Source organism: Croceicoccus sp. Ery15 (genome assembly GCF_020985305.1).
In the GTDB taxonomy this organism is placed as follows: Bacteria; Pseudomonadota; Alphaproteobacteria; order Sphingomonadales; family Sphingomonadaceae; genus Croceicoccus.
In genome coordinates this window covers 3,529,053-3,552,829 of record NZ_CP087588.1, presented here as the reverse complement: position 1 = coordinate 3,552,829, position 23,777 = coordinate 3,529,053, and the positions used below count along the sequence as shown (strand labels likewise).

Genomic DNA, 23,777 nt, shown 5'->3' with positions numbered 1-23,777 from the left:
ACATGAAAGATTTTTCCTAGACAAGTAGGATTTCTCCTGCGACCTGATCCTTACACCCCGCGATGGTCCCAACGGGTGATTCGAGAATTAGGGAGTTCCAAGTGCTTATCCGTGAAATCGAGAAATTCCTGCGCAGCACCGGCATGCCTGCCAGCAAGTTCGGACGGATGGCGGCGCGTGACCCGCGGCTTGTGCATGATCTGCGCAATGGCCGCGAACCGCGTCGTCGCATGGTGATAAGGGTGGAACATTTCATGAACAAATACAAGCTGGAGATGCCCCATGCGCGCTGATTTCCCCACCCGGACACCCGCCTCCACTCACGACAAGCCCATGCCCCGCAAGGCACAGCGCCCGATCCGCCGCAGCATTTCCGAACGTCTGGAAGACGCCGTGCTGGCGCTGGCTGGCGGTCTGGGCGCGGTGACGATCCACCGCGAAATGCCATGGGCCAGCATTACCTTTGCCGGCACGCGCCACACATTATCGCTGTGTTTTACCGGCAGCGGAGCGGTGGATGCTGGCGAGGATTTGCTGGCAAAGCTTCCCGACCATGAATTCCGCATCCCCGGCCAGCTTGTCGCCGATGCGCAGATCGTGAAGGTCGAGCATGAAATGCTGCCCGAATCCAAGCTGCGGGTTCAGGTCGAACTGCTGCTGCTGGAAGATTAGGGCCCGCGACAGCCTACGCGATCAGGCCAGCTTCCATTCCCAGCCCAGCGGATCGCCGTCCATAACTTCCACGCCCTTTGCCGCCAGCTCGTCGCGCAACGCGTCCGACAGGGCGAAATCCTTGTCGGCGCGGGCGGTCTTGCGGCGGGCGAGAATATCCCCGATCTCTCCCTCGTCGATCTGCGCGCCCTTGGGGCGCAGGCGCAGCGCCTCACGATCGGGCAGCGGCAGGCCCAGTGCCGACATCATCGCGCCGACCAGCGCGCCCTTTTGCGCCTGATCGGTTTTCTTCACCGCCACTGCCTCTTCCAGCACGGTCAGCGCGACCGGCGTGTTGAGGTCGTCCGCCAGCGCGGCATCGAATTTCGCGATCAGCGGCACCAGCTTGGGATGGGTCACTGCCGCCTGCGCCTGCGCCAGCGTCGCGCCATCGTCCACGCGGCCCAGTAACGGGCGCGCCGCCGACAACAGGCGTTTCAACCGCACCAGCGCCGCGCCCAGCCCGTCCCAGCTGAATTCCAGCTCGCTGCGGTAATGCGCCTGCAGGCACAGCATGCGATAGGCCAACGGGTGATAGCCCTTGTCGATCAGCAATTGCAGGCGAAGAAATTCGCCGGACGACTTCGACATCTTGCCTGACCGCTCGACCAGAAAATTATTGTGCATCCAGATGCGCGCGCCGGAATTGGCGGCATCGGCCAAACTCATCGAACCGGACCCGCCGCATTCGCAAAACGCCTGATTCTGCGCGATTTCGTTCGGGTGGTGGATTTCGCGGTGGTCGATCCCGCCGGTGTGGATGTCGAAGGGAAAACCCAGCACCTCGCCGCTCATCACGCTGCATTCCAGATGCCAGCCAGGCGCGCCCCTGCCCCACGGGCTGTCCCATTCCATCTGCCGCGTCTCGCCCGCAGGCGTCTTGCGCCAGATCGCGAAATCCTGCGGATTACGCTTGCCGTCGACCGCCTCGATCCGGCCCTCTCCGTCCTCGGTCACCGCGCGCGCCAGCCGCCCGTAATCGGCGACGGTCGACACATCGAAATAGAGGCCGCTGTCGAGTTCGTAGCAATGCTTCGGCGCGATCCGTTCGGCAAAGGCGATCATCTTTTCGACGTAATCGGTCGCAATCGTCCACTGCGCGGGCTGGCGGATGTTCAGCGCCGCCACATCGGCCCAATAGGCCTGCGTGTAATGCTCGGCGATGTCCCAGATGCTTTGCGATCTGGCCGCCGCCATCTTCTCCATCTTGTCCTCGCCCGCGTCGGCATCGTCGGTCAGATGGCCCACATCGGTGATATTGATGACATGGGTCAGCTCATATCCCTTCCACGTCAGCACGCGGCCCAGTATATCGGCAAAGACATAGGCGCGCATATTGCCGATATGCGGATAGTTATAGACCGTCGGCCCGCAGCTATAGACGCGCGCCTCTCCCGGATGGACGGGGGTGAACGCCTCCGCCTTGCGGGTCAGCGAATTGAACAGGGTGAGCGCGATGTCGGTCATGGCGCGCTGCCTTACGCGGGCGCGGCGCAAGGTCAAGCACCGGCAGCGTAGCGTTGGCGCCGTCAGGGCGCCCCCGTCGTCGAGCAGCGAGTCGGATCGGGGCGGGATCGCCACAATTTCATTCTGCGCCATCGCAGCCAGAAAATCGCCGCGCCCGATGCGATCCTTCGCGGCCGCACAATATTGATGTCGAATTTGCGTAATATAAGCACGGATTCGGGGATTGGCTTTGACAGTTTAGGAAAGCCGCGCGAAAAGCGGCGCGGGACTGAACAGAACAGAACATGTTCACGACCGACCACTCGTCTTGATCGCATTTCCATCAGGGTCGCGTTACCAGCGATTTTGCCTGTCGGCCGGTTATTCCTTTCAACTGGAGGATGTACCGATGAAGAGATTACTAGCCCGTCTTATTCACGGGGTTGGCTACGAAGGGTTGGCGGGAGTGGCATAAGCCTCTGATCTGAATTAGGAACTGGGTGTCTACACCGGCCCTGCTGCAGGGCAGAAAATGCCACAGGCCACACCCGCCATGAACGACGATATCGCAAGCCCCTTCCGATTCCCAGCGGTCGACCGCAAGAAAGTCACAGCCGCGTTCGACGGTGGTCGGCTCACTTCGGACGGCGGCGTTCTGTTGCTGTCGCAGGCCGAGCGCGCGATGGGTATCTGCCAGCGGCTTGCGACTTGCATTGCCGATCCGCGCGATCCTGCGCGGGTGATCCATCGCCTCGACGACATCCTGCGTGCCCGCGTGTTCGCGATCGCCTGCGGCTATGAGGATGCCGACGATCTCGATGCCCTGCGCGACGATCCGGGCTTCCGCCTGGCCCTGGGCAAGCTGCCGGGATCGGGCGCGGGGCTGGCCAGCCAACCGACGATGAGCCGGTGGGAGAATGCACCGATCACGCGCGAGTTGGCGAAGATGCTGGCCGCGATGATCGACATCTACTGCGCCAGCTATCCGGCCCCGCCGGCGGCGGTGACGCTGGATATCGATGATACCTGCGATGTCGTCCATGGCTATCAGCAGTTGTCGTTCTGGAATGGTCATCATGGCGAGCGTTGCTTCCTGCCGATCCATGTCTACGACACCGCCACTGGCCGGCCGGTGGCGATGCTGCTGCGCACCGGCAAGACACCGTCTGGTGTTGAAGCTGCCGGTCACATCCGGCGCCTCGTGCGCCACATCCGCCGGCAATGGCCCGAAACGCACATCACCATCCGCGGCGACGGGCACTATGGGCGGCCCGAGGTCATGGCCGTCTGCGAGGGTTGCGGCGTCGACTACGTGTTCGGCCTGCCGACCAACGCCGTGCTACGCGCCGATCCCGAAATCGTCGTTGCCGCCGATGCCTGTGCGGTCAAACGCGCTCAGCGCCAGTACCCGGTCCTGCGCACCTATGCCGAGACCCGCTACGGGGCCAAAAGCTGGAAGTGCCAGCGCCGCGTCGTCGCCCGGATCGAGGCCAGTACGATGCGCATGGACATCCGCTATGTCGTCACTTCGCTGACCGAAGGCTCGGCCGAGCACATCTATGATACGCTCTACTGCGCGCGCGGTCAGGCCGAAAACCTGATCAAGCTGCACAAGACCCAGCTGGCCAGCGATCGCACCTCGTGCCGCTCTCCCAACGCCAATCAGATGCGCCTCATCCTGCACACCGCCGCATACTGGCTCCTGTGGCGCATTCAGCAGGAAATCCCCAAGGCAGCCTCGCTCGCGACCGCCGAGTTCGCAACGTTGCGCCTCAGGCTGCTCAAGGTCGCTGCCCGCGTCATTGAGAGCGCCACTCGCATCCGTGTCGCCTTCGCGTCAGCCTGTCCCGATGCCTCCGTTTTGAAAGCCATCGCCACCAATCTCAGGCCTGCACCTACTTAGGCGGTGCGGCTGTGCCGCCGAACTCCGAGCTCCATTCCATCAACCTCGAAAAGCCCATTGATCCTGACGCGGTGAAAAATGCCGTCGAAGACGCTCGCCCGGACTACGCCGCCAACGTCAGATCAAGGCCCATCCACTTCGCTGCTGCGGCCTCATGAATAAACCGGGCTAGCAACCGCCACCGCGGCCATCGTGCTGTTGGGATCGGCCCCGACCATTGCCAAGCAGGACAAGAACCCGCCCATCCTTGTCGATGCGGGCAATCTGACCGCGCAATGGGCGCAGGATGTTTCGCAGGACCTGGATCGGGAACTGATGAAAATCCGGCCCGCGCCGCGTGAAATCCTGCCAAATGGCCTTGTCCAGATCCGGTTCGAGGTTGCGGACGGCCATCCCGTCAATGTCCGCGTGCACCGCCAGTCGGGCTACCGCTGGCTGGACCGTCAGGCCGTGCGTTCGGTCGAGCGGCTGAACAACATGTCCGACATTCCCTATACCGCCGACAATACGCGGACGGTGCAGGCCAATATCATCACGGCCCGCGACGAGGATGCCTTTCGCGACCTGCATGACGAGCTGATCGCCGTGGAGGAAGCGCGCATGGCATCGAGCGGACCCGACCGGACGGTGATCGCGCTGAACCCGGGAAGCAGGAGAGCAGGGTAAGCCGTCACCACGCAGGAACTGCCCCGGCAGCAACACCCCCCCGTTGTCACACCCGTGCCACCATCCGGGCGCGGTTGCCGGGGCAGTTCTTTGCGGATTTGCATGATCGAAAGGACAGAACGATGAGGAGATTTGCCGTCATTCTGGCGGGCAGTTTCTGTGCCGCCCTAACCCAACCAGCCACCGCCGAACCGGCCACCGCAGAACCGACCGCTAGCGCGCCGATTCTGGTCGATGCCGCGCCCGATGCCGCGCAATGGTCGGCCACCGCGTCGCGGCGGCTGGACCGCAATCTGCATCGCGCGCGCGCCGACATGCCGCCCGATATTCCCGATGCCATCGTCCAGATCCGTTTCGAACTGGTCGACGGGCAGCCAGCCAATATTCGCCTGATGCGTTCGTCGGGCAAGCCATGGCTGGACAGGGACGCGATGGAGGCAATTGCCGCCATGGACGATCTGCCTGCCCTGCCCGTCGCTTTTCAGGGGCGTGAGGTGCAGGCCAATATCATCACCGCGCGCCATTCCTATCAGGCCCGCAGGCTGCAACGCGAATTGCACAAGAGCGAAGCCGCGCGGCTTGCCTCCGCCCCTGACGAGGCTGGCGTGCTGACGCTTTATTCGGGTTAGGCTTATTCGGGTCAGGGCCGACCGGCCCGACCGGCCCGATCAGCCCGACCTGCGCCTAATCGCCTTCGAACAGGCCCGCCAATTGCTCGATCATGGTGCCGCCCAGTTGTTCGGCATCCATGATCGTGACGGCGCGGCGGTAATAGCGGGTGACATCGTGGCCGATGCCGATCGCCATCAACTCGACCGGCGATTTCCTCTCGATCCACTCGATCACCTTGCGCAGATGCGCTTCCAGATAGCCGGCGCTGTTGACCGACAGGGTGGAATCGTCGACCGGCGCGCCATCGGAAATCACCATCAGGATGCGGCGATCCTCGGGCCGCGCCAGCAGGCGCGCATGCGCCCACATCAAGGCCTCGCCGTCGATGTTTTCCTTCAGCAGCCCTTCGCGCATCATCAGGCCCAGATTGCGACGCGCGCGCCGCCATGGCTCGTCCGCCTGCTTGTAAACGATATGGCGAAGATCGTTGAGGCGGCCCGGATTTTCGGGCTTGCCCCTCGACAGCCATTGCTCGCGGCTTTGCCCGCCCTTCCACGCGCGGGTGGTAAAGCCGAGGATTTCGGTCTTCACACCGCAGCGTTCCAGCGTGCGGGCCAGCACGTCGGCGCTGATCGCGGCGATGGAGATCGGCCGCCCGCGCATCGACCCCGAATTGTCGATCAGCAGGGTGACGACCGTGTCCTTGAATTCCTGATCCCGCTCGATCTTGTAGCTGAGCGACGATCCGGGCGAGATCACAACCCGCGCCAGACGGGCAGCATCGAGCAGCCCTTCTTCCTGATCGAAGTCCCACGACCGGTTCTGCTGCGCCATCAGGCGGCGCTGCAACCGGTTGGCGAGCTTCGTCACCACGCCCTGCAAGCCCTTTAGCTGCGCGTCGAGATAGGTGCGCAGCCGCGTCAGCTCTTCCTCGTCGCACAGATCGGCTGCGCCGATGATCTCGTCGAAATCGTCGGTGAACGCCTTGTAATCGAAATCGTCGGGCAGATCGGTCCATGGGCGGTTGGGCCGCACGGGCATCATGCCTTCCTCGGCATCCTCGCCCGGATCGAATTCGCCGTCGGCGTCGAACTCGCCCTCGTCCTCACCGTCGTTCTCGCCCTCGCTGTCCTGCGGTTCGGCAGCGGCATCGACGGGGTTTGATTTCTCGTCCGAGGGTTGCTCTTCCTCGGGGCTGTCGTCCTGATCGCCGTCCTCGCCCTCGGGCTCGTCGCCTTCGTCGATCTCCTGTTCGGATTGCATGTCCAGCTCGACCATTTCCAGATGGCGGAGCAGGTCGAGCGCGCCCTTCTGGAATGCCTTCTGGTCGTTCAGCACATCGGCCAGCCGGTCGAAATCGTCGCCGATGGCGGCCGCAATCGCCTCGCGCCGCAGGGCAAGCCCGTCCTGCGCCGCTTCGGGCGCGGCCTGACCCGTCAGATGTTCGCGCAGCATCAAGGCGAGCGCGGTGGCGATGGGCACATCCTCTGCCCGGTCGGCGCGGGTGATCGAATCCGCCGCCAGCCTTTTATCCAGCGCAGCGGCCAGATTGGCGCGCGTGCCCGTCATGGCGTTGGCGCCGATGGCTTCCCAGCGGACCTGTTCGACCGCATCGAACGCCTGCCGCGCCAGCGCGTCAGACGGGCGCATCCGGTTGTGCAGCGCGCTGTTGTGGTGCCGCTGTTTCAGGGCAAAGCTGTCGGCCACCCCGCGCGCAATGGCAACGGGGCCAGCCTCCAGCTTGCGGCCCGGCATCGGCACGCGGACGCTGTTCCCCACTTGCGCGGGGGTGTCCGACGTCCAGCTGACTTCGATCTCCGCATCCTCGGCCACGGCGCGGGCCGTGCCGGTCAATGCGGCGCGAAAACGGTCGAGATTCGATTCTTCTGCCAAAAGGGCCTTCCGCCTTACAGGATCGATTGGCCGGTTGCGGCCCAGTCCTTCATGAAACCTTCGATGCCCTTGTCGGTCAGAACGTGATTGGCCAGCGCCTTGATCACCTTGGGCGGCATGGTGCCGACATCGGCGCCGATGCGCGCGCATTGGAGAACATGAGTCGGATGCCGGATTGAGGCCGCGAGGATTTCAGTCCCGAACGCATAATTGTTATAAATCTCGCGAATATCAGCGATCAGTTCCATCCCGTCGAAACCATTATCATCATGCCGACCGATGAAAGGCGACACGAAAGTCGCCCCCGCCTTGGCCGCCAAAAGCGCCTGATTGGCCGAGAAGCAAAGCGTGACATTGACCTGCGTGCCGTCATTCGTCAGCGCGCGGCAGGTTTTCAGACCGTCGATGGTCAGCGGCACCTTGATGCAGACATTATCCGCGATCTTGCGCAGCACCTCGGCCTCTTTCATCATCGTTTCATGGTCGAGAGCGACGACTTCGGCGCTGACCGGCCCGTCGGTCAGTCCGCAGATTTCCTTCGTCACTTCCATGAAATCGCGGCCCGACTTGGCGATCAGGCTGGGGTTGGTGGTCACGCCATCCAGCAGGCCGGTCGCGGCCAGCTCGGCGATTTCGGCGGTATCGGCAGTGTCGGCGAAGAATTTCATCGGGAAAGGTCCATTTCTTCCGCGCTTTTGAATGCGCCACGGGGTTATGGGGGCAAACATGAGTCGCGCCCTGTTCGTCTGTGCGGTCCGCATTGCCGCCCTGTCCGCCCTTTTGCAACCGGCGAGCGCCGTTGCGGAAGAGCAGGAGTTCCAGCTGTGGACCATGGCCAGCGCCGAAACCGCCGTTGCGCCCGATACGCCGCTGGTGGCGGATATCGGATACCGGCTGCGCGACGATGCATCGGGCGACGACCAGTTCCTGATCCGCGCCAGCGCCGATACCACCCTGACCCCGCTGGTGCGGCTGGGCGGCGGGGTGGCGCATTTCGAAACCGGCGGAGTGGTCGAATGGCGCCTTTTCGAACGCGTCACGCTGGCCCGGCGCGGCTTTGCGCTGCGCAGCCAGTTCGAACAGCGGTTTTTCGACGATGGCGACCGCGCCGAATTGCGGCTGCGCGAACGGATCCAGCATAGCTGGCGGCTGGACCCGAAAACGCGGCTGGCCGCATCGGGCGAATGGCTGCTGCGCCTGCGCAACAAACGGCAGGGCGGCGATACGGGGACCGACCAGCTGCGCGCCAATATCGCCGTCACCCGCGAACTGGGCCGCGGGATCGAGGCGACGGCGGGCTATCTGCTGATCTATCACCCCGTCGCCGACGAACCCAATGTGCTGGCCCATGTGCCGCAAATCTCGGTCTTGCGGCGGTTCTGACCGGTCACCGCATCCCGAACGCGCCGATCAGCAACGGATCGTTGGTGGCATAGGGATCGGCGCGGATGGCGCTTTCCCGCTGGCCGATGGCGGTCCAGATCGCATCCTCGGTCCGCCGGGTCAGCGAACCCGCCACGCCCGACAGATCGACGCCCGCCAGTTGCGACAAGGCGGGGCCCAGCACCGGATCGTTCACCACGCGCAGCGCATCGGACACTTCGGGCAGCATCACCTCGATCAGTTGCTGGCCCATGTTCTGGCGCAGGAATCCGGTCGCGGCGGTCGGCCCGCCGGCGATCAGCGCGGCGGCGTTCTGGATGCCGATCACCCGCACCGTATCGGCCACCACGGGCGCCGCGCGATAGGCGCCTTCGGCCGCGATGCTGTTGAATTCGCGCATCATGCGTTCGCGCACGATGGTCGATCCGAGGATGGAGGCGATCGCCCCGCCCCGCCCCGCCAGCGCGTCGTCCACCGCCAGCCGCGCCAGCTGCGTGTCGTAAAATCCGTCGGGTGCCAGCAATTGTTCGAACGCATCCTGCGACGCGACGGTCAGCAGGCGGCGGATCGCCTCGGTATAGCTGAACCCGCCATAGGTCGCGCAGCCCGATAGCGTCAGTGCCCCTGCGCCCAGGGCGGCAAGGCCCAGAAAGCGGCGGCGATGGGCGAAATTCACAGGCGGATGGGCGGCTTTATCCATATTCAATTCCTCTATGGCCCTGTCATCGGGGCGCGGCAGCCGCCATATGGGTGGCAAGATGAACCGCGTCCGTCTCCTCGTCATGAATGCCGCATTGGGTCCGCTGGATTACCGCGTGCCCGATGGCATGGCACTGGAAGCCGGCAGCGTGGTCGTCGCGCCGCTGGGGCCACGGCAAGTGACTGGCATCGTGTGGGAAAGCGAACGACTGCCCGGGACAGAGGTTCCGGATTCGCGCCTGCGCCCGCTGCTGGGCGCATTGCCGGTGGAACCGCTGCGCGCCCCGCTGCGGCGGCTGATCGAATGGACGGCGGATTATTACTGCGCCTCGATGGCCAGCGTCGCGCGCATGGCACTGTCGTCCAGCGCCGCGCTGCGCGGGGGCGGCACGATCACCGAATACCGGCTGACCGGCGAAGAGCCGCCGCGCATGACCCCGCAGCGCGATGCGGCACTGTCGGCGCTGGACGGAGAGCAAGGCACGATCCGCGAGCTGGCGGACCTTGCGGGCGTATCCGAAGCGGTCCTGCGCGGGCTGGTCAATGCCGGGTGTCTGGAAGCGGTCGAGGTCGCCATCGACCGGCCCTTCGATGCGCCCCGTCCCGATCACGCCCCGCCCGATCTGTCGGACGGGCAACAGGCGGCCGCCGACCGTTTCATCGACGCGGTGCGCGCCCGCAAATTCGCCCCCATGCTGCTGGACGGGGTGACCGGATCGGGCAAGACCGAAACCTATTTCGAAGGGGTGGCCGAAGCCTTGCGGCTGGGACGGCAGGTGCTGGTGCTGCTGCCCGAAATCGCGCTGACGCAGAATTTCCTGAAACGGTTCGAGGCGCGTTTCGGCGTGGCCCCCACCGTCTGGCACAGCGCGCAGAAACAGTCGGACCGCCGCCGCGCATGGCGGCAAGTGTCCGAAGGCGGCGCCAGCGTGGTGGTCGGCGCGCGGTCGGCGCTGTTCCTGCCGTTTGCCGACCTTGGCCTGATCGTCGTCGACGAAGCGCACGAGATCAGCTTCAAGCAGGACGATGGCGTGCGTTATAATGCGCGCGATGTGGCCGTGATGCGCGCGCGGTTCGAAAATATTCCCGCCATTCTCGCCAGCGCGACGCCCGCATTGGAAAGCCTGCAAATGGCCGAGGCGGGGGTGTATGAGAAAATCGACCTGCCCGCCCGTTTCGGCGGCGCGGTACTGCCCGATATCCGCATCGTCGACCTGCGCGAGGAAAGCCCCCCGCGCGGCCGCTGGATCGCGCCCTCGCTGGTGACGGCCATCGAGGAGCGGCTGAAGCGCAGCGAACAGGCGCTGCTGTTCCTCAACCGGCGGGGCTATGCGCCGCTGACCTTGTGCCGCCAGTGTGGCTATCGCTTCCAATGCCCCAATTGCTCGGCATGGCTGGTCGAACATCGCCTGACCCGCCGCCTTGCCTGCCACCATTGCGGGCATCAGGTGAAAAGCCCCGAAGCCTGCCCCGAATGCGGTGAGAGCGATTGCCTTGCCGCCTGCGGACCCGGCGTCGAACGCATCGCGGACGAGGTGGCCGAGATATTCCCCGACGCCCGCACCGCCGTCGTCACGTCGGACACGCTTTCCAGCCCGGACAAGATCGGGGAATTCGTCGATGCGGCGCAAGCGGGCGAAATCGACGTGATCGTCGGCACGCAGCTGGTGACCAAGGGCTATCACTTCCCCGAACTGACCCTTGTGGGCGTGATCGATGCCGATCTGGGCCTTGAAGGGGGCGATCTGCGCGCCGCCGAACGCAGCTATCAGCAGATCGCGCAGGTCGCGGGCCGCGCGGGCCGCGCCGCCAAGCCGGGTGAAGTGCTGATCCAGACGCGCCATCCCGATGCGCCCGTCATCGCCGCGCTCGCCGCCTATGACCGCGATGCGTTTTACGAGGCCGAGAGCGATGCCCGCCGCCATGCGGGCGCGCCGCCATTCGGCCGCTGGGCCGCCATCATCGTGTCGAGCGAGGACGAGGCCGAGGCCGCCGAAGCCGCCCGAAAGATCGGCGGCAGCGCGCCGCGGCTGGACGATATCGCCGTATTCGGCCCCGCCCCCGCGCCGCTGTCGATGCTGCGCGGCCGCTATCGCTATCGCCTGCTGGTCAATGCCCGCCGCAGCGCCGCGCTGCAGCAGACGATCCGCGAATGGCTCGGCCCGATCGATCACCCGCAAGGCGTGCGCGTCGGCGTCGATATCGACCCCTATAGTTTCGTCTGAACAGCTGAAATCGTGCGAAAATGGCGCGAAATCTCGTTTCAGAGGTAACTTAACCCGGTTTATTCATGAGGCCGCAGCAGCGAAGTGGATGGGCCTTGATCTGACGTTGGCGGCGTAGTCCGGGCGAGCGTCTTCGACGGCATTTTTCACCGCGTCAGGATCAATGGGCTTTTCGAGGTTGATGGAATGGAGCTCGGAGTTCGGCGGCACAGCCGCACCGCCTAAGTAGGTGCAGGCCTGAGATTGGTGGCGATGGCTTTCAAAACGGAGGCATCGGGACAGGCTGACGCGAAGGCGACACGGATGCGAGTGGCGCTCTCAATGACGCGGGCAGCGACCTTGAGCAGCCTGAGGCGCAACGTTGCGAACTCGGCGGTCGCGAGCGAGGCTGCCTTGGGGATTTCCTGCTGAATGCGCCACAGGAGCCAGTATGCGGCGGTGTGCAGGATGAGGCGCATCTGATTGGCGTTGGGAGAGCGGCACGAGGTGCGATCGCTGGCCAGCTGGGTCTTGTGCAGCTTGATCAGGTTTTCGGCCTGACCGCGCGCGCAGTAGAGCGTATCATAGATGTGCTCGGCCGAGCCTTCGGTCAGCGAAGTGACGACATAGCGGATGTCCATGCCCATCGTACTGGCCTCGATCCGGGCGACGACGCGGCGCTGGCACTTCCAGCTTTTGGCCCCGTAGCGGGTCTCGGCATAGGTGCGCAGGACCGGGTACTGGCGCTGAGCGCGTTTGACCGCACAGGCATCGGCGGCAACGACGATTTCGGGATCGGCGCGTAGCACGGCGTTGGTCGGCAGGCCGAACACGTAGTCGACGCCGCAACCCTCGCAGACGGCCATGACCTCGGGCCGCCCATAGTGCCCGTCGCCGCGGATGGTGATGTGCGTTTCGGGCCATTGCCGGCGGATGTGGCGCACGAGGCGCCGGATGTGACCGGCAGCTTCAACACCAGACGGTGTCTTGCCGGTGCGCAGCAGCATCGCCACCGGCCGGCCAGTGGCGGTGTCGTAGACATGGATCGGCAGGAAGCAACGCTCGCCATGATGACCATTCCAGAACGACAACTGCTGATAGCCATGGACGACATCGCAGGTATCATCGATATCCAGCGTCACCGCCGCCGGCGGGGCCGGATAGCTGGCGCAGTAGATGTCGATCATCGCGGCCAGCATCTTCGCCAACTCGCGCGTGATCGGTGCATTCTCCCACCGGCTCATCGTCGGTTGGCTGGCCAGCCCCGCGCCCGATCCCGGCAGCTTGCCCAGGGCCAGGCGGAAGCCCGGATCGTCGCGCAGGGCATCGAGATCGTCGGCATCCTCATAGCCGCAGGCGATCGCGAACACGCGGGCACGCAGGATGTCGTCGAGGCGATGGATCACCCGCGCAGGATCGCGCGGATCGGCAATGCAAGTCGCAAGCCGCTGGCAGATACCCATCGCGCGCTCGGCCTGCGACAGCAACAGAACGCCGCCGTCCGAAGTGAGCCGACCACCGTCGAACGCGGCTGTGACTTTCTTGCGGTCGACCGCTGGGAATCGGAAGGGGCTTGCGATATCGTCGTTCATGGCGGGTGTGGCCTGTGGCATTTTCTGCCCTGCAGCAGGGCCGGTGTAGACACCCAGTTCCTAATTCAGATCAGAGGCTTATGCCACTCCCGCCAACCCTTCGTAGCCAACCCCGTGAATAAGACGGGTTAAAGGCTTCAAATCCCCTGTCGGACTGTGCACAGTGCCTTTCTAATCAAGGGGCTGAAGTAACCAAAGGGACTGTACATGCTAAGGACACTGATCGCCGCGGCGGCCATGCTGGCCGCCGTTCCGGCGCAGGCAGAGGATTGGTGGGTCGCAAGCACCGATCATTTCAACATCTATTCCACCGGCGGCGAGGATTCGGCCAAGCAACTGGCCATCGACATGGAACGTCTGGACGCGGCCCTGCGCTTTATGCGCGGAGTGGCGATGGACAATGCGCCGATGACCGACGCCCAGAAATTGAGCGTGTTCCAGTTCGGCGACACGCGCGACATCGGGCGGCTGGTCGATTCGACCAGCGTTGCGGGCTTTTTCATCAGCCGTGCGGGCGGATCGGTCGCCTTTGTACCGCTGCGCGAACCGCGCCGGCGCGGCTCCTATGGCGCGCGCAAGGGCGGCGAAAGCATTCCGCCGAACGAAGTGCTGTTCCACGAATACACCCATTATTTCATGTATCAGCACAGCCCCGCCGCCTATCCGCGCTGGTATAGCGAGGGCTTTGCCGAATTGTTCGGCACGGTCGATCTGATCGACGACGGTTTCCGCATCGGCCGCGCGCCCGAATCGCGCTCGTCCATGCTGTACTGGTACAGCCAGCCGATCGAAAAAATGCTCGATCCCATCGATTACGAGGATATGACCGGCCTCGATGCCTATCAGGATTATTCCTATGGCTGGCTGCTGACGAGCTATCTGTCGATCGAACCGTCGCGCGCGGGCCAGCTGGCCCAATATCTGACCGCGATGAACCGCGGCGAGGAACCGATCGAGGCGGCAAAGGCTGCGTTCGGCGATCTCGACAAGCTGGAAAAGGAACTCGATTCCTATCGCCGTGGCCGCGCCCGCATTACCGAGGTGAAGCTGGCCAATTTCGAAATGCCCGACGCCTCGGTCCGCCAGCTTGACGCAGGCGCCGCCGCCGCGATGGATATTCACATGCTGTCGAGCGTGGGAGTGGACGAGGACGAGGCCGCGTCTCTGGTACCCAAGGCGCGGACGCTAATCGCAAGCTATCCGCAGAACATGGCGGTTCTTCGCATGGCGATGGAAGCCGAATTCGACGCGGAGAACTATGACGAGGCGACGGGTCTGGCCCGCCGGATGCTGACCATCGATGCCGATTCGGTCGATGCCCATATCTATCTGGCCCGCGTGGCCGAGGAACGGGCAGAGGACGATCCGGCGCAATATGCCACGATGCGCAGCGAATATATCGCGGCAAACCGGATCAATCCCAACGATCCGCGTGCCTTGTCGGGATATTATCATTCCTTTGTGCTGGCAGGCGAAACCCCGCCCGAAGACGCGATCATCGCGCTGGAGCGGGCCTATTCGCTGGCCAAGTTCGACGACCGCATCCGCCAGTCGCTGGCATGGCAATTGCTGACCGAGAACCGTGACAAGGAAGCGATCGCCGTGCTGGGTCCCATTGTCTATAACCCGCATGGCGGCGACACGGTCGAACGTCTGTCCGAACGCGTCGAGGAGATCGAGGCGGGCAACAAGACCAAGGCTTTGGAAGAGCTTCATCCGGGTTGGGAAGATCCCGAAGAGGACGAGGATTGATCAGCCTTTGCGCGCGCTCCCATTGGCGGGGCGCGCGCCTTCGCGCTTCAGCAATTCGCTTTTGATTTCGGGTCCATAGGCATAGCCGCCCACGCTGCCGTCGGCGCGTACCACGCGGTGGCAGGGGATCAGAACCGCCACATTGTTCGCCCCGTTGGCACTGCCTGCCGCGCGCACGGCCCTTGGATGACCGGCTGCCGCCGCAAGCTCGGCATAGCTGCGCGTTTCGCCTGCGGGAATGCGGCGCAATTCGGCCCAGATGCGTTCCTGAAAGGCAGTGCCCTTCACATCCAGCGGGATATCGGGATCGCTGCCCGGCGCCTCGACCTCTGCCGTCACCCGCGCCAGCAGCGCGGCGAATGCGGCATCGCCCTGCGCCAGTTGCGCCCTGGGGAAACGTTCGGCCAGCGCATCGGCAGTTTCGTTGAAAGACAGTCGGCAGACGCCCTTGTCGGTCGCGGCGACCAGCATGTCGCCAAGGCCGGTCGGCACCACCGCCCAGCGGATCGTCACGCCCTCTCCCCCGCGCTGCCATGCCGACGGGCTCATGCCCAGCTTTCCTTTTGCGTCTTCGTAAAAGCGCGAGGGGGCTTCATAGCCCGCGCCAAGGATCGCATCGGTCACATTCGCTTCCTTTCCCAGCGCGTCGCGCGCGCGTTCCAGCCGCAGGGCGCGGCCATAGGCGGCAGGGCTGATGCCGGTCGCGCGGCGGAAGATGCGCTGCAGATGATCGGGGGAATAGCCTGTCCGCCCTGCCAGCACAGCCATCGCCACCGGCCCGCCCTGTGCGCGGATCGCCGCCAGCGCGGCATGCACCGCGTCCTTATCCTCCATCGCATCGTCGGGCAGGCAGCGTTTGCACGCGCGCAATCCTGCGGCCTTTGCCGCCGGTATATCGGGATAGAGCGCCATGTTTTCCGGCTTTGGCCGCCGCGCGGGGCAACTGGGGCGGCAATAGATGCCGGTCGTGCGCACCCCCACGACAAAGCGCCCGTCATAATCCTTGTCGCGCCGCGCAAAGGCGGCCAGCGCTTCGGCCTTGGGCACAGAAAGGGGGCTTGTATCGGTCATGACGGCGGTTCTACCCCCTTGCGCCGCGCGACGCATCCCGAAAGCCGATTTCAAACCGGAATGATTTGACCAGAATCCCTGTGGGATCACGGCGAAAACCCCTGCCATGCCCCGTCGAAACCCGCTAAGGCCCGCAGCCATGGACGTTGGCGGAATGCTGAAACACTATCGAACCGCGCAGGGCGGGCTATCTGCACCGGCGCGGCTGGTCGCAGCCATGCGCGTGACGGCGCTTGCGCTGATGCTGGCGCTGGCGGGCACGGTGCTGCCGGGCGGCGTGCAAAGCGCGCGCGCCGATACCGCCGACATCAATGCCGCCGCCCGCTCGGTCGTGCGCGTGGTGATTGTGATGCGCGATTCGTCGGGCTATGACGTCATCGGCCATGGCACCGGCTTTGCCGTCACGCCCAAGCTGATCGTCACCAATGCGCATGTGCTGGCCCCTTTGCTGGAGGATGACCGGCTGCGTCTCGGCATCGTGCCCGCGCAGGGGCGCACCGGCTATTTCGCGCGGATCGTGCGCGTGGCGGGCGATGTCGATCTGGCGCTGGTCGAACTGACCGAGGATGCCTCGCTTCCCGTATCGACGCTCTATTCGGGTCGGGTGGAGGACGGGCAGGACGTCTATGCCGTGGGCTATCCCGCCAATGTCGACCAGGCGCTGGGTCTTGGCCTGAACGGGCTTGTCTCTCCGCAGCCGCCGGTGAAGACGCGCGGGCAGGTTTCGGCGGGGCGTTCGTCGGCCGATTACGATACGATCCTGCACACGGCCGCGATCGGCGTCGGCAATTCGGGCGGGCCGCTGCTCGATCCCTGCGGCCGCGTGGTCGGCGTCAACGCGTTCGGCACGATCAGCGACAATGGCAGCGATTCGGAATTCTATTTCGCGGTGTCGATGCGCGAACTGGCCCCGTTCCTGCGCGCGGCGGGCGTTACCGCGCGCACCAGCGCCAGCGAATGCCGATCGCTCGCCGATCTGGATGCCGAGGAAACGGCGCGGTCCCTGCGCGAAGAGGCCGAACAGCGCGCCCGCCTTGCCGCCGCCTCTGCCGAACGCAATCTGGCCGCCGAAAAATCCGCCCGCCGCGCCGAGCTGGACGCCATTGACGAGCGCGATACGCTGATGGGCCTTGCCGGGCTGATGGTGGTGTTCGCGATGATGGGCGGGCTTGGCGGCGTCTATCTGCTCGACAACCAGCGCCGCGAACAGGCGATGGCCGCCGGTGCTTTCACCGTGTTCTCCCTGCTGGCCGCGCTGGCCGCATGGATCGCGCGCCCGTCGGTCAGCGACGTGATCGAACGCGGAGACGAGGCGCAGCGCGCCATTCTGACGGCCCCCGCCAAGACGCAAACCCCGTCGGCCAGCATGGACAAGGGCCGTTTCATCTGCCGGTTCCTGCCCGACCGCAGCCGCGTCACCGTGTCGAACAGCAATGATGTCGAACTGCAATGGGACGCGGAAGGCTGCGTCAACGGGCGCACGCAATATGGCATCTCGTCCGATGGCTGGACGCGAATCATGGTGCCCGACAGCGAACAGACGGTTTCGGTGTCACGCTATGATCCGGCAACGCGCAGCCTGCGCACCGACCGCTATTTCCTCGACCTCAATACCATGGGCGCGGCGCGGGAAGCGCGCGGGTCCTATCAGGCGCCGGCCTGCGGGGCAGGCCCCGATGCCGCACGCGATCTGGGTGACCAGCAACAAGCGATTCGCCAATTGCTGCCCGATACACCCAACGAACGGCTGGTCTATCGCTGCGAACCGGGCGAAATCGCTCCTGCGAAGGATGAATCCGCGAAGGCGGAAATTCCAGGGGGCGACGAAAACGGCTGAAACGCGCCGTTTCCACGCGCGTTGGGGCTTTGCCGTCGCCAATTGGTATGGTTACGCCCCAAAACACGCCGCGCGCCGGTTGTCATATCGCGGTTTCATTGCTAGGCGCGCCGCCGTAACGGACGCATCCAGCGTGCCGTGCATTTGCGCTACACATCATTCGTGACGGCGCGGGGGCATGGCCAAGGCGTTCGGGGGTAGGGCCGTTTCACGGCATGCATTGAGGACAGGACAAGCGTGGAGAATACGGGCGGCATCACGGCCAGTCTTGCGGGGCGCTACGCCTCGGCACTGTTCGAACTGGCAGTGGACGAGAACCAGGTTACCGCGGTCGAGGGCGACCTTGAGACGTTGCGTTCGGCGATTGCCGAATCGACCGATCTTGCTGCCTTGCTGAAGGACCCGGAAATCAGCCGCAAGCAGGCTGGCGCCGCCGTTGCGGGCGTGGCCGATCACCTGCATCTTGCCCCGCTGACCAAGAATTTCCTGGGCGTGCTGGCCAAGAACCGCCGCCTGTCGAGCCTGCCGGACATGATCCGCGCATTCGCCACCATCGCCGCCGCCCAGCGCGGCGAAGTGACCGCCGACGTCACCAGCGCCCACCCGCTGGACGATTCGCAGGTGATGGCGCTGACCCAAAAGCTGACCGCGCGCGAAGGCCGCGACGTCAAAGTTCGTACCGAGGTCGATCCTTCGATCCTTGGCGGGCTGATCGTAAAGATCGGCAGCCGCCAGATCGACAGCTCGATCCGCACCCGTCTCAACTCTCTCGCCCAGGCCATGAAGGGCTGACCTGACCTGTTCGCTTGAACTGGGGGTCCTTAGGAAAAGGCACTTAGATCCATGGAAATCCGCGCCGCAGAAATCTCGAAGGTCATCAAGGACCAGATTGCCAGCTTCGGCACCGAAGCACAGGTAAGCGAGGTCGGTTCCGTCCTCTCGGTGGGTGACGGCATCGCCCGCATCCACGGCCTCGACAAGGTTCAGGCTGGTGAGATGGTCGAATTCTCCGACGGCACGCAGGGCATGGCCCTCAACCTTGAGGCTGACAATGTCGGCGTCGTGATCTTCGGCTCGGACGCCGCCATCAAGGAAGGCGACCAGGTCAAGCGCACCGGCACCATCGTGGACGTCCCCGTCGGCAAGGGCCTGCTGGGCCGCGTCGTCGACGCGCTGGGCAACCCGATCGACGGCAAGGGCCCGATCGTCGCGGACAAGCGTTCGCGCGTCGAAGTGAAGGCACCGGGCATCATCCCGCGTAAATCGGTGCACGAACCCGTGCAGACCGGCCTGAAAGCCGTTGACGCCCTCGTCCCCGTCGGCCGCGGCCAGCGCGAGCTGATCATCGGCGACCGCCAGACCGGCAAGACCGCTGTCGCCATCGACACCTTCATCAACCAGAAGGAAGTCAATCAGGGCGACGACGAAGGCAAGAAGCTGTACTGCATCTATGTCGCCGTCGGCCAGAAGCGTTCGACCGTCGCGCAGATCGTGCGCCAGCTCGAAGAAAACGGCGCGATGGAATATTCGATCGTCGTCGCCGCTACCGCTTCGGAGCCTGCCCCGCTGCAGTTCCTCGCGCCCTATACCGGCTGCGCGATGGGCGAATTCTTCCGCGACAACGGCATGCACGCCGTGATCGTGTATGACGACCTTTCCAAGCAGGCCGTCGCCTATCGCCAGATGTCGCTGCTGCTGCGTCGTCCTCCGGGCCGCGAAGCCTACCCCGGCGACGTGTTCTATCTGCACAGCCGCCTGCTGGAGCGTGCGGCCAAGATGAACGAGGAAAACGGCGCCGGTTCGCTGACCGCCCTTCCCATCATCGAAACGCAGGCAGGCGACGTGTCGGCCTATATTCCGACCAATGTGATCTCGATCACCGACGGCCAGATCTTCCTCGAAACCGGCCTGTTCTTCCAGGGCATCCGTCCCGCGATCAACGTGGGTCTGTCGGTGTCGCGTGTGGGCGGTTCGGCCCAGACCAAGGCGATGAAGAAGGTCGCCGGTTCGATCAAGCTGGAGCTGGCGCAGTACCGCGAAATGGCGGCCTTCGCCCAGTTCGGTTCGGACCTCGACGCCTCGACGCAAAAGCTGCTGAACCGCGGTGCGCGCCTGACCGAGCTGCTGAAGCAGCCGCAGTTCTCGCCCCTGCCTTTCGAAGAGCAGGTCGTGTCGATCTTCGCGGGCACCAACGGCTATGTCGACGGCATCGCGGTCGACCGCGTGACTGAATACGAAGCCGAAATGCTGTCGTTCATGCGTTCGCAGCACGCCGACGTGCTGGCCGAAATCCGCACCACGCAGAAGTTCGAAGGCGAGACGAAGGACAAGACCGTCGCCGCGCTTCAGGCTTTTGCCAAGCAATTCGCCTAAGGTCCAAGAGGTAGCTAGGGAGCCGTCATGGCCTCGCTGAAGGAACTCAAGGGCCGGATCAACTCGGTCAAATCGACCCAGAAGATCACCAAGGCCAAGCAGATGGTGGCCGCCGCGAAGCTGCGCAAGGCGCAGGCCGCGGCGGAAGCCGCGCGCCCCTATGCCGAACGGCTGACGGGCGTGATGGCAAGCCTGTCCACGAAAGTGGGCAAGAGCGACAATGCACCCAAGCTGCTGGCCGGCACCGGCTCCAGCCAGAAGCATCTTCTGGTCGTCGCCAATTCGGACAAGGGTCTGGCGGGCGCGTTCAACTCGAACATCGTCAAGGCGGCACTCGCCAAGGCAAAGGCGCTGCTGGCCGAGGGCAAGGACGTCGAGTTCTACCTGATCGGCCGCAAGGGCCGTCCGGTGATCCGCCGCACCCACCCCGACCGGATCGGCGTGCAGTTCGACACGACCCATGTGCGCGAAGCCGGCTTTAACGAGGCCGAGCAGATCGCGGACGAGCTGGTCGGCATGTACGAGGATGGCCGTTTCGACGTGGCGCATCTGTTCTACTCGCGGTTCCAGAGCGCATTGGCGCAGGTTCCGACCGAGCAGCAGATCATCCCGGTCGCCGCTCCTGAGGGGGCTGCTGCCGAGAGCGACGCGGTAGTGGAGTACGAGCCCGGCGAGGAAGAAATCCTCGAAGCGCTGCTCCCCCGCTATCTGAAGACGCAGATCTTCAAGGCCCTGCTTGAGAACAATGCGTCGGAACAGGGCGCGTCGATGACCGCGATGGACAATGCCACGCGCAATGCCGGCGACCTGATCAACAAGCTGACGATCCAGTACAACCGCAGCCGTCAGGCGGCGATCACCACCGAACTTATCGAAATTATCGCGGGCGCCGAAGCGCTCTAAGTAATAGGCAAGGAAACACCCATGGCCACCGCACCCACGCTCGACTTCTCGGGCACATCGAATGTCCCCGCACAGGGCAAGATCAGCCAGGTCATCGGCGCTGTCGTCGACGTGATCTTTGAAGGCGAGCTGCCCGCGATCCTCACCGCGCTGGAAACCGAGAACAACGGCCAGCGCCTTGTGCTCGAAGTGGCGCAGCACCTTGGCGAGAACACGGTTCGCACCATCGCCATGGACGCGACCGACGGCCTGACCCGCGGCCAGCCGGTGGCGAACACCGGCGCGCAGATCTCGGTTCCGGTCGGCCCCAAGACGCTGGGCCGCATCATGAACGTGGTGGGCGAGCCCATCGACGAACGCGGTCCCGTCGGTTCGGACATGCATGCGCCGATCCACGCCAAGGCTCCCGAATTTGTCGACCAGTCGACCGAAGCGGCCATTCTGGTCACCGGCATCAAGGTCATCGACCTGCTCGCCCCCTATGCAAAGGGCGGCAAGATCGGCCTGTTCGGCGGCGCGGGCGTGGGCAAGACCGTGCTCATCCAGGAACTCATCAACAATATCGCGAAGGGCCACGGCGGCGTGTCCGTGTTCGCGGGCGTGGGTGAGCGGACACGTGAAGGCAACGACCTCTATCACGAATTCCTCGACGCGGGCGTTATCGCCAAGGATGCCGACGGCAACGCAACCTCGGACGGTTCCAAGGTGGCGCTCGTCTTCGGCCAGATGAACGAACCCCCGGGCGCGCGTGCCCGCGTGGCGCTGTCGGGCCTGACCATGGCGGAATATTTCCGCGATCAGGAAGGGCAGGACGTGCTGTTCTTCGTCGACAACATCTTCCGCTTTACCCAGGCGGGTTCGGAAGTGTCGGCTCTGCTCGGCCGTATTCCTTCGGCCGTGGGTTACCAGCCCACCCTGTCGACCGACATGGGCGCGCTGCAGGAACGCATCACCTCGACCACTAAGGGTTCGATCACCTCGGTTCAGGCCATCTACGTGCCGGCCGACGACCTTACCGACCCTGCACCGGCCACCTCGTTCGCTCACCTTGACGCGACGACCACGCTGAACCGTGCGATTTCGGAACTGGGCATCTATCCCGCGGTGGACCCGCTGGATTCGACCAGCCGCGTTCTGGAACCCCGCGTCGTCGGCACCGAGCACTATGAAACGGCCCGCGCCGTTCAGGAAACGCTGCAGAAGTACAAGTCGCTGCAGGACATCATCGCCATTCTGGGCATGGACGAGCTTTCGGAAGAAGATAAGCTCACCGTCCAGCGCGCGCGCAAGATCCAGAAGTTCCTGTCGCAGCCGTTCCACGTGGCCGAAGTCTTCACCGGCATCCCCGGCAAGTTCGTCCAGCTGGAAGACACGGTGAAGTCGTTCAAGGCCGTTGTCGAAGGCGAATACGACCACCTGCCCGAAGCAGCCTTCTATATGGTTGGCGGCATCGACGAGGCCGTCGAGAAGGCCAAGAAGCTGGCCGAAGACGCCTGATTTGATTGAGACGGGCGGAGGCAGCGTGCTTCCGCCCTCTCCTTCACGACAATGATTGAAAGCTGAAACGATGGCGCTGCATTTCGAACTCGTAACTCCGGCCAAGCTGGTCCGCTCGGAAGACGTTCACATGGTGGAAGTCCCCGGCAGCGAGGGTGCGTTCGGCGTGCTGGAAGGGCACGCGCCCTTCATGTCGACCATCGCCGACGGCCAGATGCGCATCTACAAGACCGCGGGCGCCACGCCCGAAGTCATCACCGTCTCGGGCGGCTTTGCCGAGGTTGGCGACGCGGGCCTGACCGTTCTGGCCGAGCACGTCGAGGACTGATCCGTCCTGTCGCACCGGCGCGATTCGACTCCGCCGCCTGTGCATAATCAGCGACCGAGCATCGAAAGGGCCCGCCACGCGCGGGCCTTTTTATTTCGCGCCGCCCGTGTGGCTCTCCCGCCATCGCCTGCCAGCAAACGCGCGCAGACAATAGGTTGCGGGCCTGCACTGACAAAAATGTCAATCGTTTCCGACCCTTGCCATTAACCTTTGTGTGACCCACGACTGTGGATAAAGCTGCGGATCGAAAGCGGATAACTCGCGCTCGTCTTAAAGGCCCCGCTAAGCGATACTCATCCATATCGACTGCCAAGGGGGCAAGAGCGTGTCGAGATATACATTCCATCAATCGGGCAAGGATGCCTGGAGTAGTCCGCGGCCATTTACCGACGCCAATATGCGGCGTCAGCGTTATGGCCGCATCCAGCCGCTGGAAGAACCCGGCCTGCTCCAGCGCCTGCTGCGTCTGGCCTGAGATTCCGGCCCGGTTCCGCTTGCGCGTCTCGGTCTCATTTCGCTTGCGCGCCCCGGCCTAGTTCCGCTTGCGTGTGGGCGCGTGGAAGTCGGGGGGCTTTCGTGCGATCCAGCGCAGAAAGGCGGCCATGTCGGCATCGCGCCGCACCGCCGCCACATCATCGCCCAGCCGCGCCAGCTCTGCATTGGTAAAGCGCGCGTGCAGGCTGCGGTGACAGATCGGGTGCACATCGACCGTCACCCGCCCTCCCCTGCTTTTCGGCACCGTATGATGCCGCTCCACCCGCCGTCCCAAAGGCCGGGCGCACAGCCAGCAGAGCGGTGAATCCGGTTCGCGGGTCATCGATCCGACCTTAGGCAGCCACTCCGTTTTTCCGCAAGCACCGGTCATGGTTAACGTTTTCTCAAGCGAAATTGCCCATAGCCGCTCTAT

The 23,777-nt window shown here is 64.3% G+C and carries 22 protein-coding genes; 15 read left to right on the top strand and 7 right to left on the bottom strand.

Annotation, left to right across the window (positions count from 1 at the left end; all coding sequences use genetic code 11):
* Positions 1-101: 101 nt before the first annotated feature.
* The gene (locus LOZ77_RS17260) at positions 102-293 is read left to right on the top strand and encodes a hypothetical protein (protein WP_230280168.1); all 192 of its coding nucleotides are present in this window, start codon (positions 102-104) and stop codon (positions 291-293) included.
* Positions 283-672, top strand: a complete 390-nt coding sequence (locus LOZ77_RS17255; RefSeq protein WP_230280167.1) for a hypothetical protein — start codon at positions 283-285, stop codon at positions 670-672. The genes LOZ77_RS17260 and LOZ77_RS17255 overlap by 11 nt, the downstream gene beginning before the upstream one ends.
* A 21-nt stretch (positions 673-693) precedes the next feature.
* On the opposite strand, the gene cysS is transcribed toward LOZ77_RS17255, so the two are convergent.
* The gene (gene cysS, locus LOZ77_RS17250) at positions 694-2,178 is read right to left on the bottom strand and encodes a cysteine--tRNA ligase (protein WP_230280166.1); all 1,485 of its coding nucleotides are present in this window, start codon (positions 2,176-2,178) and stop codon (positions 694-696) included.
* Positions 2,179-2,710: 532 nt separating this feature from the next.
* Between cysS and LOZ77_RS17245 the strand changes: the two genes are divergently transcribed.
* From LOZ77_RS17245 to LOZ77_RS17235, 3 genes are all read left to right on the top strand, one after another.
* On the top strand, positions 2,711-4,060 hold the full coding sequence (locus tag LOZ77_RS17245; protein WP_230280165.1) for an IS1380 family transposase: 1,350 nt from the start codon (positions 2,711-2,713) through the stop codon (positions 4,058-4,060).
* Positions 4,061-4,252: 192 nt separating this feature from the next.
* Positions 4,253-4,726, top strand: a complete 474-nt coding sequence (locus LOZ77_RS17240) for an energy transducer TonB (protein ID WP_230280164.1) — start codon at positions 4,253-4,255, stop codon at positions 4,724-4,726.
* 122 nt (positions 4,727-4,848) lie between these two features.
* Complete coding sequence (locus LOZ77_RS17235; RefSeq protein ID WP_230280163.1) at positions 4,849-5,355, top strand: energy transducer TonB; 507 nt, start codon at positions 4,849-4,851, stop codon at positions 5,353-5,355.
* A 55-nt stretch (positions 5,356-5,410) separates the two neighbouring features.
* On the opposite strand, the gene cobT is transcribed toward LOZ77_RS17235, so the two are convergent.
* Together cobT and fsa are read right to left on the bottom strand one after the other, a co-directional pair.
* Entirely contained in the window at positions 5,411-7,231 is a 1,821-nt protein-coding gene (cobT, locus tag LOZ77_RS17230; protein ID WP_230280162.1) for a cobaltochelatase subunit CobT, read from the bottom strand.
* A 14-nt stretch (positions 7,232-7,245) separates the two neighbouring features.
* Positions 7,246-7,899 (bottom strand): fructose-6-phosphate aldolase, encoded by a 654-nt coding sequence (fsa, locus tag LOZ77_RS17225; RefSeq protein WP_230280161.1) that lies wholly within the window; start codon positions 7,897-7,899, stop codon positions 7,246-7,248.
* A 58-nt stretch (positions 7,900-7,957) separates the two neighbouring features.
* Here fsa and LOZ77_RS17220 point away from each other — a divergent pair, with 58 nt between their 5' ends.
* The gene (locus LOZ77_RS17220) at positions 7,958-8,614 is read left to right on the top strand and encodes a DUF2490 domain-containing protein (protein WP_230280160.1); all 657 of its coding nucleotides are present in this window, start codon (positions 7,958-7,960) and stop codon (positions 8,612-8,614) included.
* Between the two features lie 4 nt (positions 8,615-8,618).
* Here the strand turns inward: LOZ77_RS17220 and LOZ77_RS17215 are convergent, their stop codons facing one another.
* Positions 8,619-9,314 carry a DUF4197 domain-containing protein gene (locus LOZ77_RS17215; protein ID WP_230280159.1) on the bottom strand — a complete coding sequence of 232 codons (696 nt, stop codon included), beginning with the start codon at positions 9,312-9,314 and terminating at the stop codon, positions 8,619-8,621.
* 58 nt (positions 9,315-9,372) lie between these two features.
* On the opposite strand from LOZ77_RS17215, the gene LOZ77_RS17210 reads away from it, so the two are divergent.
* Positions 9,373-11,538, top strand: coding sequence for a primosomal protein N' (locus LOZ77_RS17210; protein WP_230281923.1), 2,166 nt, complete (start codon positions 9,373-9,375; stop codon positions 11,536-11,538).
* A gap of 221 nt (positions 11,539-11,759) precedes the next feature.
* Here LOZ77_RS17210 and LOZ77_RS17205 read toward each other — a convergent pair whose 3' ends face one another.
* Positions 11,760-13,109, bottom strand: coding sequence for an IS1380 family transposase (locus LOZ77_RS17205; protein WP_169749280.1), 1,350 nt, complete (start codon positions 13,107-13,109; stop codon positions 11,760-11,762).
* Positions 13,110-13,316: 207 nt separating this feature from the next.
* On the opposite strand from LOZ77_RS17205, the gene LOZ77_RS17200 reads away from it, so the two are divergent.
* Positions 13,317-14,861, top strand: coding sequence for a lipopolysaccharide assembly protein LapB (locus LOZ77_RS17200; RefSeq protein ID WP_230280158.1), 1,545 nt, complete (start codon positions 13,317-13,319; stop codon positions 14,859-14,861).
* On the opposite strand, the gene LOZ77_RS17195 is transcribed toward LOZ77_RS17200, so the two are convergent.
* Positions 14,862-15,932: a bifunctional transcriptional activator/DNA repair enzyme AdaA gene (locus tag LOZ77_RS17195; RefSeq protein WP_230280157.1), complete on the bottom strand. Its 1,071-nt coding sequence runs from the start codon at positions 15,930-15,932 to the stop codon at positions 14,862-14,864. It lies immediately after the preceding gene.
* A gap of 139 nt (positions 15,933-16,071) precedes the next feature.
* Between LOZ77_RS17195 and LOZ77_RS17190 the strand changes: the two genes are divergently transcribed.
* From LOZ77_RS17190 to LOZ77_RS17160, 7 genes are all read left to right on the top strand, one after another.
* Positions 16,072-17,769: a S1C family serine protease gene (locus LOZ77_RS17190; protein ID WP_230280156.1), complete on the top strand. Its 1,698-nt coding sequence runs from the start codon at positions 16,072-16,074 to the stop codon at positions 17,767-17,769.
* A gap of 237 nt (positions 17,770-18,006) precedes the next feature.
* Positions 18,007-18,561, top strand: coding sequence for a F0F1 ATP synthase subunit delta (locus tag LOZ77_RS17185; protein ID WP_230280155.1), 555 nt, complete (start codon positions 18,007-18,009; stop codon positions 18,559-18,561).
* Positions 18,562-18,612: 51 nt separating this feature from the next.
* Positions 18,613-20,142 carry a F0F1 ATP synthase subunit alpha gene (gene atpA, locus LOZ77_RS17180; RefSeq protein WP_230280154.1) on the top strand — a complete coding sequence of 510 codons (1,530 nt, stop codon included), beginning with the start codon at positions 18,613-18,615 and terminating at the stop codon, positions 20,140-20,142.
* Between the two features lie 27 nt (positions 20,143-20,169).
* Entirely contained in the window at positions 20,170-21,045 is an 876-nt protein-coding gene (locus tag LOZ77_RS17175; protein WP_230280153.1) for a F0F1 ATP synthase subunit gamma, read from the top strand.
* Between the two features lie 21 nt (positions 21,046-21,066).
* A complete protein-coding gene (gene atpD / locus LOZ77_RS17170) occupies positions 21,067-22,542 on the top strand; it encodes a F0F1 ATP synthase subunit beta (RefSeq protein ID WP_230280152.1) in 1,476 nt (491 codons plus the stop codon).
* Between the two features lie 70 nt (positions 22,543-22,612).
* A complete protein-coding gene (locus LOZ77_RS17165) occupies positions 22,613-22,870 on the top strand; it encodes an ATP synthase F1 subunit epsilon (protein WP_230281922.1) in 258 nt (85 codons plus the stop codon).
* Between the two features lie 325 nt (positions 22,871-23,195).
* On the top strand, positions 23,196-23,345 hold the full coding sequence (locus LOZ77_RS17160) for a hypothetical protein (RefSeq protein ID WP_230280151.1): 150 nt from the start codon (positions 23,196-23,198) through the stop codon (positions 23,343-23,345).
* A 57-nt stretch (positions 23,346-23,402) separates the two neighbouring features.
* On the opposite strand, the gene LOZ77_RS17155 is transcribed toward LOZ77_RS17160, so the two are convergent.
* On the bottom strand, positions 23,403-23,687 hold the full coding sequence (locus tag LOZ77_RS17155; RefSeq protein ID WP_230280150.1) for an HNH endonuclease: 285 nt from the start codon (positions 23,685-23,687) through the stop codon (positions 23,403-23,405).
* Positions 23,688-23,777: the final 90 nt, after the last annotated feature.